At 71.0% G+C, this 16,132-nt stretch carries 14 protein-coding genes; 12 read left to right on the forward strand and 2 right to left on the reverse strand.

Translation table 11 applies throughout. The annotated features are described in order from the left end of the window. The 4 genes from G4D86_RS51095 to G4D86_RS51110 form a co-directional block, all read left to right on the forward strand. A partial coding sequence (locus tag G4D86_RS51095) for a thioesterase domain-containing protein (protein ID WP_164002998.1) occupies positions 1–1,640 on the forward strand: 1,640 nt, incomplete at its 5' end. A 112-nt stretch (positions 1,641–1,752) separates the two neighbouring features. Further along, positions 1,753–2,976 (forward strand): alpha-hydroxy acid oxidase, encoded by a 1,224-nt coding sequence (locus G4D86_RS51100; protein ID WP_164002999.1) that lies wholly within the window; start codon positions 1,753–1,755, stop codon positions 2,974–2,976. Between the two features lie 132 nt (positions 2,977–3,108). Further along, entirely contained in the window at positions 3,109–3,663 is a 555-nt protein-coding gene (locus tag G4D86_RS51105) for a Uma2 family endonuclease (RefSeq protein WP_164003000.1), read from the forward strand. A 36-nt stretch (positions 3,664–3,699) separates the two neighbouring features. Then, positions 3,700–4,164 carry an SRPBCC family protein gene (locus tag G4D86_RS51110; protein ID WP_164003001.1) on the forward strand — a complete coding sequence of 155 codons (465 nt, stop codon included), beginning with the start codon at positions 3,700–3,702 and terminating at the stop codon, positions 4,162–4,164. Positions 4,165–4,204: 40 nt separating this feature from the next. On the opposite strand, the gene G4D86_RS51115 is transcribed toward G4D86_RS51110, so the two are convergent. Continuing rightward, positions 4,205–4,966 (reverse strand): SMI1/KNR4 family protein, encoded by a 762-nt coding sequence (locus G4D86_RS51115; protein WP_164003002.1) that lies wholly within the window; start codon positions 4,964–4,966, stop codon positions 4,205–4,207. 222 nt (positions 4,967–5,188) lie between these two features. Here G4D86_RS51115 and G4D86_RS51120 point away from each other — a divergent pair, with 222 nt between their 5' ends. The 8 genes from G4D86_RS51120 to cysI all read left to right on the forward strand — a co-directional run bounded on the left by G4D86_RS51120 (position 5,189) and on the right by cysI (position 14,704). Continuing rightward, positions 5,189–5,743, forward strand: coding sequence for a Uma2 family endonuclease (locus tag G4D86_RS51120; protein ID WP_164003003.1), 555 nt, complete (start codon positions 5,189–5,191; stop codon positions 5,741–5,743). Between the two features lie 546 nt (positions 5,744–6,289). After that, the gene (locus G4D86_RS51125) at positions 6,290–7,033 is read left to right on the forward strand and encodes a phosphoadenylyl-sulfate reductase (protein ID WP_164003004.1); all 744 of its coding nucleotides are present in this window, start codon (positions 6,290–6,292) and stop codon (positions 7,031–7,033) included. Between the two features lie 7 nt (positions 7,034–7,040). After that, positions 7,041–7,691 carry a precorrin-2 dehydrogenase/sirohydrochlorin ferrochelatase family protein gene (locus G4D86_RS51130; protein WP_164003005.1) on the forward strand — a complete coding sequence of 217 codons (651 nt, stop codon included), beginning with the start codon at positions 7,041–7,043 and terminating at the stop codon, positions 7,689–7,691. After that, the gene (gene cobA, locus G4D86_RS51135; RefSeq protein WP_164003006.1) at positions 7,688–8,488 is read left to right on the forward strand and encodes a uroporphyrinogen-III C-methyltransferase; all 801 of its coding nucleotides are present in this window, start codon (positions 7,688–7,690) and stop codon (positions 8,486–8,488) included. Before G4D86_RS51130 ends, cobA begins: the two co-directional genes overlap by 4 nt. Further along, positions 8,481–9,398: a sulfate adenylyltransferase subunit CysD gene (gene cysD, locus G4D86_RS51140; protein WP_164003007.1), complete on the forward strand. Its 918-nt coding sequence runs from the start codon at positions 8,481–8,483 to the stop codon at positions 9,396–9,398. The genes cobA and cysD overlap by 8 nt, the downstream gene beginning before the upstream one ends. Continuing rightward, entirely contained in the window at positions 9,398–11,134 is a 1,737-nt protein-coding gene (locus G4D86_RS51145) for a GTP-binding protein (RefSeq protein WP_164003008.1), read from the forward strand. Before cysD ends, G4D86_RS51145 begins: the two co-directional genes overlap by 1 nt. A 32-nt stretch (positions 11,135–11,166) precedes the next feature. Beyond that, a complete protein-coding gene (locus tag G4D86_RS51150; protein ID WP_164003009.1) occupies positions 11,167–12,981 on the forward strand; it encodes an assimilatory sulfite reductase (NADPH) flavoprotein subunit in 1,815 nt (604 codons plus the stop codon). A gap of 25 nt (positions 12,982–13,006) precedes the next feature. Beyond that, complete coding sequence (gene cysI, locus G4D86_RS51155) at positions 13,007–14,704, forward strand: assimilatory sulfite reductase (NADPH) hemoprotein subunit (RefSeq protein WP_164003010.1); 1,698 nt, start codon at positions 13,007–13,009, stop codon at positions 14,702–14,704. A 145-nt stretch (positions 14,705–14,849) separates the two neighbouring features. On the opposite strand, the gene G4D86_RS51160 is transcribed toward cysI, so the two are convergent. Beyond that, positions 14,850–15,836, reverse strand: a complete 987-nt coding sequence (locus G4D86_RS51160; RefSeq protein WP_164003011.1) for a class I SAM-dependent methyltransferase — start codon at positions 15,834–15,836, stop codon at positions 14,850–14,852. Between the last annotated feature and the right edge of the window lie 296 nt (positions 15,837–16,132).

Here is a 16,132-nt window from a genome sequence, read left to right on the forward strand (position 1 = left end):
TGGGCCGGCCCCTGGCCCACTCGCGGCTGTACGTGCTCGACGCGGACTTCCAGCCCGTGCCCGTGGGAGTGCCCGGCGAGCTGTTCATCGGCGGCGCGCAGGTGACGCGCGGCTACCTGCACCGGCCCGAGCTGACGGCGGAGCGCTACCTGCCGGACCCCTACTCCCCCGTGCCGGGCGCGCGCATGTACCGCAGCGGGGACAAGGTGCGCTGGCGCGAGGACGGGCGCGTTGAGTTCATCGGCCGCGCCGACTTCCAGGTGAAGGTGCGCGGCTTCCGCGTGGAGCCGGGTGAAGTCGCCACCGTATTGCGCGAGCATCCCGAGGTGCGCGACGCGGTGGTGCTGGCCCGCGAGGACATCCCCGGCGACAAGCGCCTGGTGGCCTACGTCGTCCCCGCCCTGGACGTCGCCGTCCTGCGCGCCTGGCTGCGCGAGCGCTTGCCCGAGCACATGGTGCCCTCCGCCTTCGTGCCGCTGGAGGCGCTGCCGCTGACGCCCAACGGCAAGGTGGACCGCAAGGCCCTGCCCACCCCGGAGGTCCCCGTCAGCGGGGCCGGCTACGTCGCTCCGCGCACACCCATGGAGCAGACCCTGGCGGAGCTGTGGGCCGAGGTGCTCCGTGTGGAGAAGGTGGGCGTCACAGACAACTTCTTCGCCCTCGGTGGCCACTCGCTGCTCGCCGTGCGCCTCATGGCCCGGCTGCGTGAGCGCACGGGGATGACGCCGCCACTGTCGGCCCTGTTCCAGACGCCCACGGTGGAGGGGCTGGCGAAGTGGGCGGAGCAGCACAAGCCCCGCGCCGTCCCCACGCCCAACCTCGTGCCGCTGGCCGCGGGCAGGTCTACGCGACGGCCCCTCTTCCTCGTCCACGGCGGGGGTGGCAGCGCGATGGCCTACACGGAGCTCGCTCGCCAGCTTGGCGGTGGAAGGCCCATCCATGGCCTGTTCGCCTCCGGCATCGACGGGGGCGAGCTGCCCGCCGCCTCCGTCGAGGCACTGGCCCGCGACTACCTCGCACAGGTCCGCGCCGTGCAACCCCTGGGGCCGTACCTCCTGGGGGGCTGGTCCTTCGGTGGACTCGTGGCCTACGAGATGGCCCGCCTGCTCCAGGCCATGGGCGAGCGCGTGGAGGCGCTCGCCATCATCGACACCCCCGCGCCCACGGGACAGCCGCGCCCCGAGCCGGACACCCTCACGCGCCTGGCGGGCTTCGGCCGGTTGCTCGGGCTGTCGTGGCAGGCGCTGCCGCTGGACGTGGAGCACCTGCGGCGCCTGGACGTCCGGAGCGCGCTGGCCTACGTGCTGGAGCTGGCCCGGCGCTCCCCCACGAGCGCGCCCGTGCTGGACCTCGACGCGGCCGAGCGCCTCCTGGGCGTCTACGTGCGGCTCCACGACGCGCAACGGCACTATGTCCCGGGCGGCACCTACACGGGCCCCACCTGGCTCTTCAAGGCCGCCACGGCCCTGGAGGGACACGCCTTCCCCGCGGACCTGGGCTGGGGGCCCTGGCTCACCGAGCCGCCCAGGGTCCACGAAGTGCCGGGCGACCACTACGCCCTGATGCGCGCGCCCTACGTCCGCGCGCTGGCACAGACGCTGGCCGGACTCCTGGCCGACCTGGAGCGCGACGACACATGAGCCCCACTTCTGGAGGGGCTCGGCGCCATCCCTGGCGAGGCTGCTATCCTCGCGCGGGCCAGGGGCCGGGCCGCCGCACTCCGGGACTTCCCTCCCTGCTGGAGCACGCATCGTGATCGTCAACATCGAGGACCTCCGTCAGCGCGCGCGCAAGCGGCTCCCCAAGGCCGTGTTCGACTACGTGGAAGGCGCCGCCGAGGACGGCTTCACCGTGGGCGCCAACCGGCGTGGCTTCGACCGCTACCTCTTCCGGGCACGCTCGCTGGTGGACGTGAGCGTGGTGGACCGCTCCACCACCGTGCTCGGCGAGAAGCTGGCGACGCCGCTTATCCTCGGCCCCACGGGCCTGGCGGGACTGCTCGCGCCCCGGGGCGAGGAGCTGGCCGCGAAGGGCGCGGCGAGCCGTGGCGCCCTGTTCACGCTGAGCACCATGTCCATCGGCACCATCGAGGAGGTGGCCGCCGCGGCGCCGACTCCGCTGTGGTTCCAGCTCTACGTGTGGAGGGACCGCGGCGTCACGCGCTCGCTGGTGGAGCGGGCGAAGGCGGCGGGCTACCGCGCGCTGTGCCTCACGGTGGACGTGCCGGCCATGGGCAACCGGGAGAATGACCGGCGCAACGGCTTCACCATTCCTCCGCGCGTCACCTTCACCAACCTGCTGGACGTGTTCCGGCACCTGGGGTGGGTGCTGCGGATGTCGTCCAGTCCGCGAGCCACCTTCGGCAACTTCGTGGACCTGCCGGAATTGAAGCGCACGGACGCGGTCTCCGTGGCGCAGTTCACCAACAGCCAGTTCGACGCGTCCGTGACGTGGAAGGACGTGGAGTGGCTGCGCACGGTGTGGTCGGGGCCGCTGGTGCTCAAGGGCATCTCGTGTGCCGAGGACGCGAAGCGCGCGGCGGAGCTGGGCGTGGAGGCCCTCATCGTCTCCAACCATGGTGGGCGGCAGCTCGACTTCCTCCCCGGCGCCGTGGACGTGCTGCCGGAGGTGGTGGACGCGGTGGAGGGGCGCAGCGAGGTCATCCTCGATGGTGGCATCCGCCGGGGCTCGGACGTGGTGAAGGCGATTGCCATGGGGGCGCGGGCTTGCATGATTGGCCGGCCGTTCCTGTATGGACTCGCGGCCAACGGGCAGGCCGGTGTGGAGCTGGCGCTGGACATCCTTTCGAAGGAGATCGACCGGACGCTGGCGCTGCTCGGCCGGCCGAGGCTGGCGGACCTGGACCGCTCGGCGCTCCGTGTGGATGCGCCTGCGATTCTCGACGCTCCGGCCTCGGCGCTGAGGTTGGTGGAAGGGGCCCGCCGGCTTCCGGCGGATGGCACCCAGGCGGGCTGAGGGGTTGCTTCCCGCCGCAACCGGGGACAACCTCCCAGGGCGGTAACAGTCGTGCCACCCTGGCACGTCAGACCCGGTTGATATGCCGTCCCCATGGAACTGGAAATGGGCGGCGGGGAACATGGGGCGGTCATGGAACGGAAACCAGCCACGTACGCGGACCTGGTGGCACTTCCCGACAACGTGGTCGGGGAGCTGATTGGTGGGGTCCTGCATGCCAGCCCCAGGCCGGCCGGGGCGCATGCAATCGCGGCAATCCATCTGGGCGGGTCGCTCGTATGGCCATTCGCCGGGGGCAAGGGCGGCCCCGGTGGCTGGGTCATCATGGGTGAACCCGAACTCCACCTGAGCGAGGACGTGCTGGTGCCGGACCTGGCCGGCTGGCACCGCGAGCGGCTGCCGAATGCGCGAGAGATGGTGGCGTTCACGGTGGTGCCTGACTGGGTCTGCGAGGTGCTCTCTCCCTCGACGAAGGCGCTGGACCGCAAGGAGAAGCTGCCCATCTACGCGCGCGAGGGCGTGCGACACGTCTGGCTGGTGGACCCGCGGGCACGCGTGCTGGAGGTGTTCCGGCTGGAGGGTGCGGACTATTCGCTGCTCGCCACGCACTCCGGCGAGGTCCATGTCCGCGCCGAGCCCTTCGATGCGGTCGAGCTGGATCTGGCTTTTGTCTGGGGCGAGACGTAGTCGTTGGCGGTCGTTTCGTCTTGATAGAGTTCAGTCATGAGCTCGACCCGCATCCGCCGCCACGTGAATGCGCCTCGCGCGAGCGTCTATCGCGCGCTTCTCGATGCCCAGGCAGTGCAGACGTGGATGGTGCCGGACGGCATGACCAGCCATGTGCATGCGTTCGACCCCCGCGAAGGGGGCTCGTTCCGCATCTCGCTCACGTATGACGCGCCGACATGCACCGGCAAGACGACCGCGCACACCGACACGCACCATGGCCGCTTCGTGAAGCTCGTGCCGAACGAGCAGGTGGTCCAGGTGGTCGAGTTCGAGACGGAAGACCCAGCGCTGCGCGGCGAGATGACCATCACGTTCACACTCACCGATGCGGACGGCGGCACCGACATCTTCGCCGTGCACGATGGAGTGCCGAGCGGCGTGCCGCCCGCCGACAACGAGCTTGGCTGGCAGATGTCACTCGCGAAGCTCGCGGCGCTCGTTGAGGCTGGCTCGCCGTAGAAGTCCGGCGTTCCCGTTCCGACGACAGCGAGCACCCACGTCAGCGCGGTGCTCCTCGGGCAAGCCACTCCTGGAGTTCGTCCTTGAGGCGAGCGAGGCGCGCGCCGAACCACTGACGGAAGTCGACGGATGCGTCGTACAGCGCATCGGGCTCATCGTGGAAGCGCATGAACACGGGGGCCTCACCGGAAGCGGCTCGCTGCGCACAGAGGGCGAAGACCGCCTCCCCGTTCCTGTCGTCGGACACGTGCAGCAGCCGGCGGGGCGAGCTCGGGTCCAGCTTCACGCCTTCACGCTTCGCGACCTGAACGAAGCGCTCGGCCGTCAGGGCGACATCGGCGTCGAGCGAGGCGCTCGCGGCCACCAGCCGCTCCACGGGCGTCGTGGCGTCACGCCATGGGCCGAGAAAGGAGACGGAGCCCAATTCGAGGAGAAAGGCCGCGAAGGACGGAGGGAGGGTGAAGCCCAGCGCATGTTCGGCGGCGCTCACCTCCGCCCGTGTCGCCGGTGCACCCTCGAGGGTTACGGCCTGTGTCCGCTCGCCCGTCATCCGCGCGGCGAGGCCCGGCTCACGCTGGAGCTGCTCGGCGAACCACGCGTTGACCGAGGCAAGCTGCTCCCGATAGCTGCCTGTGCCTTCGGTAGGGGCTCCGCCGAGGCCTGGCGAAGTGCGGTAGGTCGCCAGGTCACGCGCCCGCTTCTCGGCGTCGACGCGCTCGGCCTGTTCCTTCGTGGCGAGACCCGCCTTCTGGAAGGCCGCTGCGAGGCCTCCGAGCGCTGGTTTCTTGTCCTTTCCACCCATGACTTGCTCCCGCGACGCCTGTCTTCGGTTCAACGACGTTGTAGCCGGGTGGCGTCACATCAAACCGGGTTCTTGCACATCACGCCTCGCGGGCTTGCATGACGTCGGCGCCAGGGACAACCTCCTGGGGAGTACGGAGGCGTGCCACCCTGGCACGTCAGACCCGGCTGTTATGCCCTTCCCATGGAATTGGAGACGGGCGGCGGGGAATATGGGGCAGCGATGGAACGAAAACCGGCCACGTATGCGGACTTGGAGGCGCTCCCCGACAACGTGGTCGGAGAGCTGATTGGCGGAGTGCTGCACGCCAGCCCCCGTCCGGCCGGGCCACATTCTGTTGCGGCGTCTCGGCTGGAAATCGAGCTGGGAGGTCCGTTCGACCGGGCGAGGAATGGGCCGGGAGGATGGATTCTCCTCGTCGAGCAGGAGCTGCACCTGGGCGAGGACGTGCTGGTGCCGGACCTGGCCGGCTGGCGCCGCGAGCGGATGCCCAGGCCCCCGAGGACCGCGGCCTATACCCTCGCGCCTGACTGGGTCTGCGAGGTGCTCTCTCCTTCCACGAAGGCCTTGGACCGCAAGGTGAAGCTGCCCGTGTACGCGCGCGAGGGAGTGCGGCACGTCTGGTTGATGGACCCCGAAGCGCGCAGCCTGGAGGTGTTCCGTCTGGAGGGCGCGGACTATTCGCTGCTCGCCACGCACTCCGGCGCTGCACTCGTTCGCGCAGAGCCCTTCGAGGCCGCCGAGCTGGAGCTCGCGTACCTCTGGGGCGACGTGTAGTGGGTGACGTGCCCACCCGGGATTCCAGGGCAGGTTGACGCCAGACCCCGACCGCCGTTACTTTGGAAACTCCTCCGTTACGTTGGATGCTTCCGTTGACGCCCTCCACCCCGACCGCCGCGCTGTTCCGCTGCCGCTGCTGTCGGTCGTGTGCCTGTTGTGCCCTGTCGGGCCTGGGCTGTTGACGCGCGCACCGGACCTCTTCTGAGTCCACGCGTTTCCTCCCGGCCCGGCCTCCTCTCGAAGGAGCCGGGCCGCTCGCTTTTCCAGCCTCCTGCTCTCCCACCGCCGCTCCCCGCCTCATGCCCTCCTCTGCATTCCTCTCCGCTCCGAAGTCCCTCGCGCTGATCGCCGCGAGCGGAGCGTCGTGGGCCCGGGGCGTGTGCGGCGCGTGCTGTCTGGCGTGTGCGTGTCCCGTGTGTCCGCCTCCAGGCGGGTGCCGAGCAGCGAGGAGTGGCTAGCAGTCCCTTCTCGTCCTTCCCTGCTCGCGCGGCCCGCCCTCGAAAGAGGCGCGGGCCGTTTTCGTTTCCACCCTCGGAGTCCTCCATGTCGCCCCCGCTGTCCGCCACCTCCCTCGCTGTCTCCATCCCGGCACCGCTCGACGAGGCGCGCGCACTGAAGGACGCGCCCGTGGAAGAGGTGCTCGCCTGGGTGGAGCGGCGGTTCGGCGCGCGCGCGGCCCTCGCCTCCAGCTTCGGCGTGGAGGACATGGTCCTCATCGACCTGGCGCGCAGGCACGCGCCGAGCCTCCGGGTCTTCACGCTCGACACCGGGCGTCTCCCGCCCGAGACGTACGAGCTCATCGAGGTGACGCGCAACCGCTACGGCATCGCGGTGGAGACCTTCTTCCCCGAGCGCACGCGCGTGGAGGCGCTGGAGTCCACGCTGGGCTACTTCTCCTTCCGCAAGAACCTCGAGGCCCGCAAGGAGTGCTGCGCCATCCGCAAGGTGGAGCCGCTGCGCCGCGCGCTCGCCGGCCGCGAGGCCTGGGTGACGGGCCTGCGCCGCGAGCAGTCCGTCACCCGCACCGCCGTCGAGCTCGCCGAGGTCGACGCCGAGCACGGCGGCCTCCTCAAGCTCAACCCACTGGCCACGTGGACCCGCCAGGATGTGTGGGCCTACGTGAAGGCCAACGCCGTCCCCTACAACGCGCTCCATGACCGCGGCTACCCGTCCATCGGCTGCGCGCCCTGCACCCGCGCGGTGAAGCCGTACGAGGACGAGCGCGCCGGCCGCTGGTGGTGGGAAGCGCGCGAGCACAGCGAGTGCGGCCTGCACCCGGTCCGCTGAGCGCGCCATGAGCCACCCCATCGACTACCCCGTCTGCCTCCGCCTGGAGGGCCGCAGCGTCCTCCTCGTGGGAGGCGGCACCATCGCCGAGGGCCGTGCCCTCGCCGCGCTCGAGGCCGGCGCCCGGCTGCGCGTCGTCGCCCCCGAGGCCACCGCCACGCTGCGCACCCTGGCCACCGAGGGCCGCCTCGAATGGCTCGCCCGCCCCTATGCCTCCGGCGACGTGCGCGGGCACGACCTGGTCCTCGCCGCCGCGGACGACGCGAGCGTGGGCCCTCGCGTGGCACAGGAGGCACGTGCGCTCGGCATCTGGGTGAACACGGCGGACGTGCCGGACCTTTGTGACTTCACGCTGCCCTCCGTCGGACGCCGGGGCCCCATCACCGTGGCCATCTCCACCGCGGGCCAGGCGCCCGCCGTGGCCCGGTTGCTGCGCCGTGAGCTGACGGCGCAAGTGGCGCCGCACCACGTGTGGATGGCGCGGCTCAGCGGGTGGCTGCGCCGGCACCTGCCCTCGGGGGTGGAGCGCCAGCGGCTCTTGAAGGGGCTGGTGGAGGGAGACGTCGGCGCGCTGCTGGCACGGGGCGAGCGCAAGGCCGCGGGAGTCCAGCTCCGCGCGGCGCTGAAGACCTTGAAGTCATCGGGAGAGACGACATGAGAGAGCAGGTGCAGGGACGCGTGTACCTGGTGGGAGCAGGCCCGGGAGACCCGGAGCTGCTCACGCTGCGCGCGGCGCGGTTGCTGAGAGAAGCGGACACCGTGGTGCACGACAGGCTCGTCCACCCCGCCGTGCTGGAGCACGCGCGCCCCCACGCCCGCCTCATCTACGTGGGCAAGGAGGGCGGCGGCGAGTCCGTGCGACAGGAGGACATCCACGCCGTGCTCATCACCCAGGCCCGGTTGGGCCGTCAGGTGGTGCGCCTCAAGGGCGGAGACCCGTTCGTCTTCGGCCGCGGTGCGGAGGAAGCCCTCGCGCTGGAGGAGGCCGACATTCCCTACGAGGTGGTGCCCGGCCTGTCCGCGGGTATCGCCGCGACGGCCTCGGCGGCCATCCCCGTCACCCACCGCGACGTGTCCGGCGAGGTGACGTTCGCCACCGCGCACCGCGTGGGCGGTGCGCCGGATTGGGACTTCCTCGCGAGGGCCCAGACGCTGGTCCTCTTCATGGCCGGAGACCGGCTGGAGGAGACGGTGCGCGCCCTGGTGACTGCGGGCCGTGCCGCGTCGACGCCCGCCGCCGTGGTGGAGGCAGGCACGTGGGAGCACCAGCGGGTGGTGGAGGCCACGCTGGGCAACATCGCCCTCGAGGCGCGGCGGGCGGCCGTCGGCTCCCCGGCGCTGCTCGTGGTGGGCGAGGTGGTGGCGCTGCGCTCCCGGCTGCCGTCGCTGGTGGCTCGCGGTTCAACGATGAATGGGCACCCGGTGCCCCTGAAGGCGGAGGGTGGCCATGAGTGAGAACACGCTGGCGAGGACCACGCACCTGGCGGAATTGGAAGCGGAGAGCATCCACATCCTCCGTGAGACGGTGGCCGAGTTCGCCAACCCGGTGATGCTCTACAGCATCGGCAAGGACTCGCAGGTGCTGCTGCATCTGGCGCGCAAGGCCTTCCACCCCGCGCCCCTGCCCTTCCCGCTCCTCCACGTGGACACCACCTGGAAGTTCCGGGACATGTACACCTTCCGCGACGCCTTCGTGGCGCGGCACGGGCTGAACCTCCTCGTGCATCAGAACCGCCGCGCGCTCGCCGAGGGCATCAACCCCTTCGACCACGGCAGCCAGAAGTACACCCACGCGATGAAGACGCAGGCGCTGCTGGAGGCGCTGTCGCAGCACGGCTTCGACGCGGCCTTCGGCGGCGCGCGCCGCGACGAGGAGAAGTCCCGCGCGAAGGAGCGCGTGTTCTCCTTCCGAGACAGGCACGGCCAGTGGGACCCGCGCCGGCAGCGGCCGGAACTGTGGAACCTTTACAACGGCCGCGTGGACGCCGGGGAGAGCATGCGCGTCTTCCCCCTGTCCAACTGGACCGAGCTGGACGTCTGGCACTACGTGCTGCGCGAGCGCATTCCGGTGGTGCCGCTCTACTTCGCCGCCGAGCGACCCGTCATCGACCGCAACGGCACGCTGCTGATGGTGGACGACGAGCGCATGCGCCTGCGTCCGGGCGAGAAGCCCACGCTGAGGCGGGTGCGCTTCCGCACGCTCGGCTGCTACCCGCTGAGCGGCGCCATCGAGTCCTCCGCCACCACGGTGGAGGCCGTCATCCACGAGATGGTCAACGCGCGCCAGTCCGAGCGCCAGGGCCGTCTCATCGACCACGACGAAGAGGGCTCCATGGAGCTCAAGAAGCGCGAGGGCTACTTCTAATGGATACCGCACTGCAGACGCCTCCCCAGCCCGACGTGCAACGGCTCCTCGACGAGCACTCCAGCCGCGAGCTGCTGCGGCTCGTGGTGGTGGGCTCCGTGGACGATGGGAAGTCCACGCTCATCGGCCGGCTCCTCTACGAGTGCGACGGCCTCTTCGAGGACCAGATTTCCGCCGTGAAGAAGGCCAGCGCCAAGCGCGCCGCCGCCCGCACGGAAGTGCCTACGGAGGTGCTCGCCCAGGGCCTCAAGGTCGCAGCTGGCGCCGAGGACGAGGAGCTGGACTTCTCCCTCTTCACGGACGGCCTGAAGGCCGAGCGCGAGCAGGGCATCACCATCGATGTGGCGTACCGCTACCTGTCCACGGGGAAGCGCAAGGTCATCATCGCGGACACGCCGGGACACATCCAGTACACGCGCAACATGGCCACCGGCGCCTCCACGGCGGACGCGGCCGTCATCCTGGTGGACGCGCGCCTGGGCGTGCTGCCGCAGACGCGCCGGCACGCATACATCGCCTCGCTGCTGGGCATTCCGTACCTGGCCGTCGCGGTGAACAAGATGGACCTGGTGGGCTTCGACCGCGCCACCTTCGAGCGCATCGGCCAGGAGCTGGCGGACTTCGCGTACACGCTCGGCTTCGAGGGCGTGCGCCTGTTCCCCGTCAGCGCGAGCCGGGGCGACAACATCACCCGGCCCAGCGCACGGACGCCGTGGCACGAGGGCGGCACGCTGCTCGGGTGGCTGGAGTCGCTGCCCCACCAGCGCCGGTTGGACAACGCGGCGTTCCGCTTCCCCGTGCAGTACGTGCTCCGGCCGCACCAGGACTACCGCGGCCTGGCCGGTCAGGTGGCCTCCGGCACCGTGCGCGTGGGTGACGAGGTGCAGGTGCTCCCCTCCGGGCGCCGCACTCGAGTGGCGGGCATCGACACCTTCGATGGGCCGCTGGAGGAGGCGTCCGCGCCCGCCTCCGTGACGCTGCGGCTGGCGGACGAGGTGGACGCCAGCCGGGGTGATTTGCTGTCCCACGTGGACGAGCCGCCGCTCGCGCTCCACCAGCTCGACGCGATGCTGGTGTGGTTCGGGGAGCAGCCGTTGGACCTCTCGCGCCGCTACCTGGTGAAGCAGACCACCCGCACCGCGCCCGCGCAGGTGGAGCGCATCCTCTGGCGCAAGGAGCTGGAGGACCTGTCCGAGGTGCCCGCGGAGTCGCTGTCCCTCAACGACATCGGCAAGGTGCGGCTGGTGTGCCGCCGCCCGCTGCTGGCCGACCCGTACCGCGAGAACCGGCGCACCGGTGCCTTCATCATCATCGACGCGCTCACGCATGACACGGTGGGCGCGGGCATGGTGCTGGGGGCGGCGGACTCGGGGACTCGCGGCGCGGTGGAGGCGTCCCTCGTCTCCTCGGCCGAGCGGCGCGCGCGGCTGGGGCAGCCCGGGGCCATCGTCCTGCTGCCGTCCTATCCGGAGGCCGCGTCACGCGCCTTCGAGCTGGAGCGGAGCCTGTTCGACCAGGGCCGGCACGTGGCCACCGTCGCGGGTGACGTGGAGGTGGCGCTCGCGCTGGCCGGCGCGGGGCTGGTGGCGCTGGTGCACACCGAGGCGCCCCAGACGCGACGGGTGCTGCGCGCGGAGGCTCGCGACTCGGGCGTGGCGTGGCTGGAGCTGGACGCGTCCGAGGACGCGAAGCGGCAGGTGGAGCGCGTGCTCGCGCTCGGGGAGAACGGGAAGTGATTCCGTCTTCGACAGGAGGGGCCTCGCGCCCCGTGGCGCCGCCCTTCGTCACCACGCTGCTGGGTGACGAGAAGGGCGCGCTGCTGCTCAAGCTGGTGGAGGGACTGGATGCAGCGTCCCTGCACTGGCTGAGCGGCTATGCGGCGGGACTGGCCTCGCGGCCCGGTTCCGCTCCGGTCTCCGTGGCGGCGCCCGTGTCCGCCACGCCCGCCGCCGCTCCGGCGGTGCCGCTCACCATCGTCTACGGGACGCAGACCGGGAACAGCCGGCTGCTCGCGGAGCGGCTCAAGCACCAGGTGGAGTCCTCCGGACTGCCGGCACGCCTCTTCCGCGCCAGTGACTACCCCGTGCGAGAGCTGGCGAAGGAGAAGCTGCTCTGCGTGGTCATCAGCACGCAGGGAGATGGAGACCCACCGGACGACTCGCGCGGCTTCTGCGAGCACGTGCTGGGCAAGCGGGCCCCCAAGCTGGAGGGGCTGCGCTTCGCGGTGCTGGGACTGGGCGACTCCAGCTACCCGAAGTTCTGCGAGGTGGGCCGTGCGCTCGACGTGCGCTTCACGGAGCTGGGTGCCATCCGGCTGCTGGAGCGGGCGGACTGCGACGTGGACTTCGAGCCGGTGGCCACGGGGTGGCTCGACCAGGCCTTCGCGCGGGCTCGCGAGGCGCTGGAGCCACAGGCCGCTCCCATCGCGGCTGTCTTCCCGCTGCGCGGGGCGGCTCCTGCGCCGACGTTCAGCAAGGAAGCGCCCTTTGCCGCTGAGGTGCTGGTCAACCAGCGCATCACCGGCCGGGGCGCGCTCAAGGACGTGCGGCACGTGGAGGTGTCGCTCGAAGGCTCGGGCCTGGAGTACGCGCCGGGCGATGCGCTCGGCGTGTGGCCGCACAACCCTCCCGAGCTGGTGGACGCATTCCTGTCCGAGCTGAAGCTGGACGGGGGCACGGAGGTGAAGCGCGACGGGCGCACGCTGCCGCTGGCGAAGTGGCTGGGCGAGGAGCTGGAGCTGACGAAGCTCAACCGGCCATTCCTGGAGCGCCATGCCGCGCTGGCGGGCAGCACGGAGCTGAAGCGACTGCTGGAGCCGTCAGGCGCGGAGGGCTTCCGCACGCTGCTGGCGAGCCACCAGGTCATCGACCTGCTGCGCGCGCACCGGGCGCCATGGGGTGCGGCGGAGCTCGTCGCGGCGCTGCGCAAGCTGGCGCCCCGGCTGTACTCGATTGCCTCCAGCCCGAAGCGCGTGGGCGCGGAGGCGCACCTGACGGTGTCGGTGGTGGACTACACGGCGTTCGGCACGCGGCACCTCGGCGCCGCGTCCTCCTACCTCGCCGCGCGGGCGGCCGGGACGGACAAGGTCCGCGTCTTCATCGAGCCCAATGAGCGCTTCCGCCTGCCGGAGGACGGGGAGAAGGACGTGTTGATGATTGGTCCCGGCACGGGCGTGGCGCCCTTCCGCGCCTTCGTGCAGGAGCGCGCGGAGGTGGGCGCTCACGGTCGCAACTGGCTCTTCTTCGGAGAGCAGCACTTCCGCACGCAGTTCCTCTACCAGGTGGAGTGGCAGGAGGCCCTGAAGAAGAAGACGCTGCACCGGCTGTCCCTCGCCTTCTCGCGAGACCGCGCGGAGAAGGTCTACGTGCAGCACCGCCTGCGCGAGGCCGGGCGCGACGTCTATGAATGGCTGGACGGCGGCGCGCACCTCTACGTCTGCGGTGACGCCCAGCGCATGGCACCGGACGTCCACGCGGCGCTGGTGGACGTCGTCTCCACCCACGGCGGGAAGAGCCGTGAGGACGCGGAGGCCTGGCTCCAGGACCTGCGCGAGCAGCGCCGCTACCTGCGCGACGTCTACTGAACCTTTTTCTCGTGAGCGAGACGACATGAGTCACCAGTCCAAGCCTCTGTCCGAGGTGGAGCACATCAAGACGCAGAGCCGCCTGCTGCGCGGCACGCTGGCGGAGAGCCTGGTGGACCCGGTGACGGGCGCCATCGCCACGCCGGACACCAGCCTCATCAAGTTCCACGGCAGCTACCAGCAGGACGACCGGGACATCCGCGAGGAGCGCCGGCAGCAGAAGCTGGAGCCCGCGTACAGCTTCATGCTCCGCACGCGCCTGCCCGGCGGCGTGTGCACTCCGGCCCAGTGGCTGGCCATGGACGCGCTGGCCCGCGAGCTCGCCAACCACACGCTGCGCATCACCACGCGGCAGGCCTTCCAGCTCCACGGCGTCATCAAGGACGACCTCAAGCCCACCATCGCCCGCATCAACCAGGCGCTGCTGGACACGCTGGCCGCCTGCGGCGACGTGAATCGCAACGTGCTGTGCAACCCGAACCCGGTGGACTCGCGCCTCCACGAGACGGTGTACCAGTGGGCCGTGCGCATCTCCGAGCACCTGCTGCCAAAGACTCGCGCCTACTACGAGGTCTGGCTAGACGAGGAGAAGGTGGCCGGCGGCGAGGACGAGCCCATCTACGGCGCCACCTACCTGCCCCGGAAGTTCAAGACCGCCGTCGCGGTGCCGCCCCTCAACGACGTGGACGTCTTCGCGCAGGACCTGGGCTTCATCGCCATCCTCGAGGGCGGCGAACTGGCCGGCTTCAATGTCTCGGTGGGCGGCGGCATGGGCGCCACGCACGGCGACGCGGCCACGTACCCGCGGCTGGCGGACGTGGTCGGCTTCATCCCTCCGGAGAAGACGCTCGCCGTCGCGGAGGAGGTGGTGAAGATTCACCGCGACTTCGGGGACCGCGGCAACCGCAAGCACGCGCGCTTGAAGTACGTCCTGGAGGAGCGCGGCGTCGCGTGGTTCACGGCGGAGTTGGAGCGGCGGCTCAGCTTCGCGTTGCAGCCCGCGCGCCCGTTCGCCTTCGAGCACAACGGAGACCGCTTCGGCTGGGTGGAGGGACACGACGGGAAGTGGCACCTGACGCTGCACCTGGACAGTGGCCGCGTGGCGGACCACCCCGGGGCACAGCACCTCACCGGCCTGCGGGAGATTGCCCACGTGCACCAGGGCGACTTCCGGCTCACGGCGAACCAGAACCTCGTCATCGCGAACGTGCGCGCCGAGGCGAAAGAGGCCATCGACGCGCTGGTGGCCCGGCATGGGCTGGACGGCTTCCGGAGCGCCAGTCCCCTGCGGAAGAATGCACTGGCGTGCGTGGCGCTCCCCACGTGCGGCCTGGCCATGGCCGAAGCGGAGCGCTACCTGCCCGCGTTCGTGGAGAAGCTGGAGGCGCGGCTGGTGGCGCATGGCCTGCGGGACGCCAACCTCCTGCTGCGCATCACCGGCTGCCCGAATGGCTGCGCGCGGCCGTACCTCGCGGAGGTGGGGCTCGTGGGCAAGGCGCCGGGCCGCTACAACCTCCACCTCGGGGGCGACGCGCGCGGCCAGCGGCTGAACCGGCTGTACCGCGAGAATATCGACGAGGACGGCATCCTCGCCGCGCTGGAGCCGTTGTTCGCCGCGTACTCGCGCGAGCGCCAGCCGGGCGAGGGCTTCGGTGACTATGTCGTCCGCGCGGGCCATGTCCCGGCGGCACCGGCGAAGGTGACGCCGAGCGCGGCGGCTTGAGCCTCATCTCCGTGACGGTGGGAGGCAGGCCAGCGGCAGGGCCCATGGCTCCTCCTCCGTCACGGTGTCATCCGCGGCGAAGAGCACCTGCGAGCCCGCGAGCCCATGAAACCCTTCGGGTACGACGCGTGCGTCCCTCCAACCTTCAGTCCAGGTCCTCTCTGTCCGCCCTGCCCTGACTGGCGCCGCCGCGCACCGCCGTCAGCAGCAGGTCGTACTTCCCGCCGAGGAAGGTGCGGAAGCCGTGCTGGTGCAGGTAGCGCCGGTAGAAGGAGAGGTCCTTCACCAGCAGCGACAGGTCCGGCTCGCGCAGGTTGCGCACGCGCGCGCCGTAGACCACCTCTCCGTCGCGGAAGCGTGAGTTGGGGAAGCCGAGCAGGAGCGTGGCCCTCGGCTCCAGGTGCTGCTGTACCAGCCGGCGCAGCAGGGCGTGGTCGTCTACGCCGGGGCTCTGCAAGGTGCCCACCGACACCACGAGGCTGAAGCGGCCCAGGTCGTCGGGCAGCGCGTTGAGGTCCGCGAGCACGAAGCGGTGGCGCGCATCGGGAAAGCGGGCTCGCGCCTCTTCGAGCGCGCTGGCGCCATGGTCCACGCCGACGAAGCTGACGTCCGGTGCGCCTTCGAGCCACGCGAAGGCCGCGAGCTCGTCTCCCCGATTCACCCCGAGGTCGAGCACCCTCGCGCCCGGGGGCAGGTGGATGCGCCCGAGCGCCTCCAGCCACGGCAGGAGGAAGCCCGCGTCCTCCAGCTTGTGCACCCGCGCGAACTCGGAGGCCGTCCCGTACCGCTCCCGGGGTTCGAGCCCTTCTTCTGCCTCCTCGCCTCCCGCGTGCCACGACGCTTCGGAGCCGAGCCGCTCGAAGGTGAGCGCCACGTGCGTGCCATCCACCGGACGCGGCGTGAGCAGCCGGCATGAGAGCCCGTCGGCCAGGTCGCACCAGCTGCGCAGCGGCCGGTGGACGATCCCCTGCCCCGGCCCCACGCGCTCCCCCGGATAGTGCCCGCGCCCCAGGTCCGGGTCGGGGACCTCGATGCGGACGCGCCCCGCCCCGAGCGCCCCTTGCAGATGGCGGACGATGGCGATGAGCGGCTCGTCGTGGAAGCGGAGGGAGGACTCGGCGGGGCTCGACATGGAGCCGCCAGCCTACTGCCCGGAATTCGCGCCAGACGCGGGAAGACGCGGCCCTCCCGGGCGGCGGGCCGGCGGAATGAACGTTCCTTCCGGCCAGCGGGCGGCGGGCCGGCGGAATGAACGTTCCTTCCGGCCAGCGGGCGGCCCGGGCCGGCGGAATGAACGTTCCTTGGCTCTGTCTCGACCCCACCAGAGAGAAGGGAGTAGCAGGCGGGCTGGCGTGGGTTATGCGGGTATGGCTACTGCAACCCTCAGTCACTCGCCTGTGCGAGTCGCGCGGGTGGCGCTGGCTGCTG

Source organism: Pyxidicoccus caerfyrddinensis (assembly GCF_010894405.1).
GTDB lineage: Bacteria > Myxococcota > Myxococcia > Myxococcales > Myxococcaceae > Myxococcus > Myxococcus caerfyrddinensis.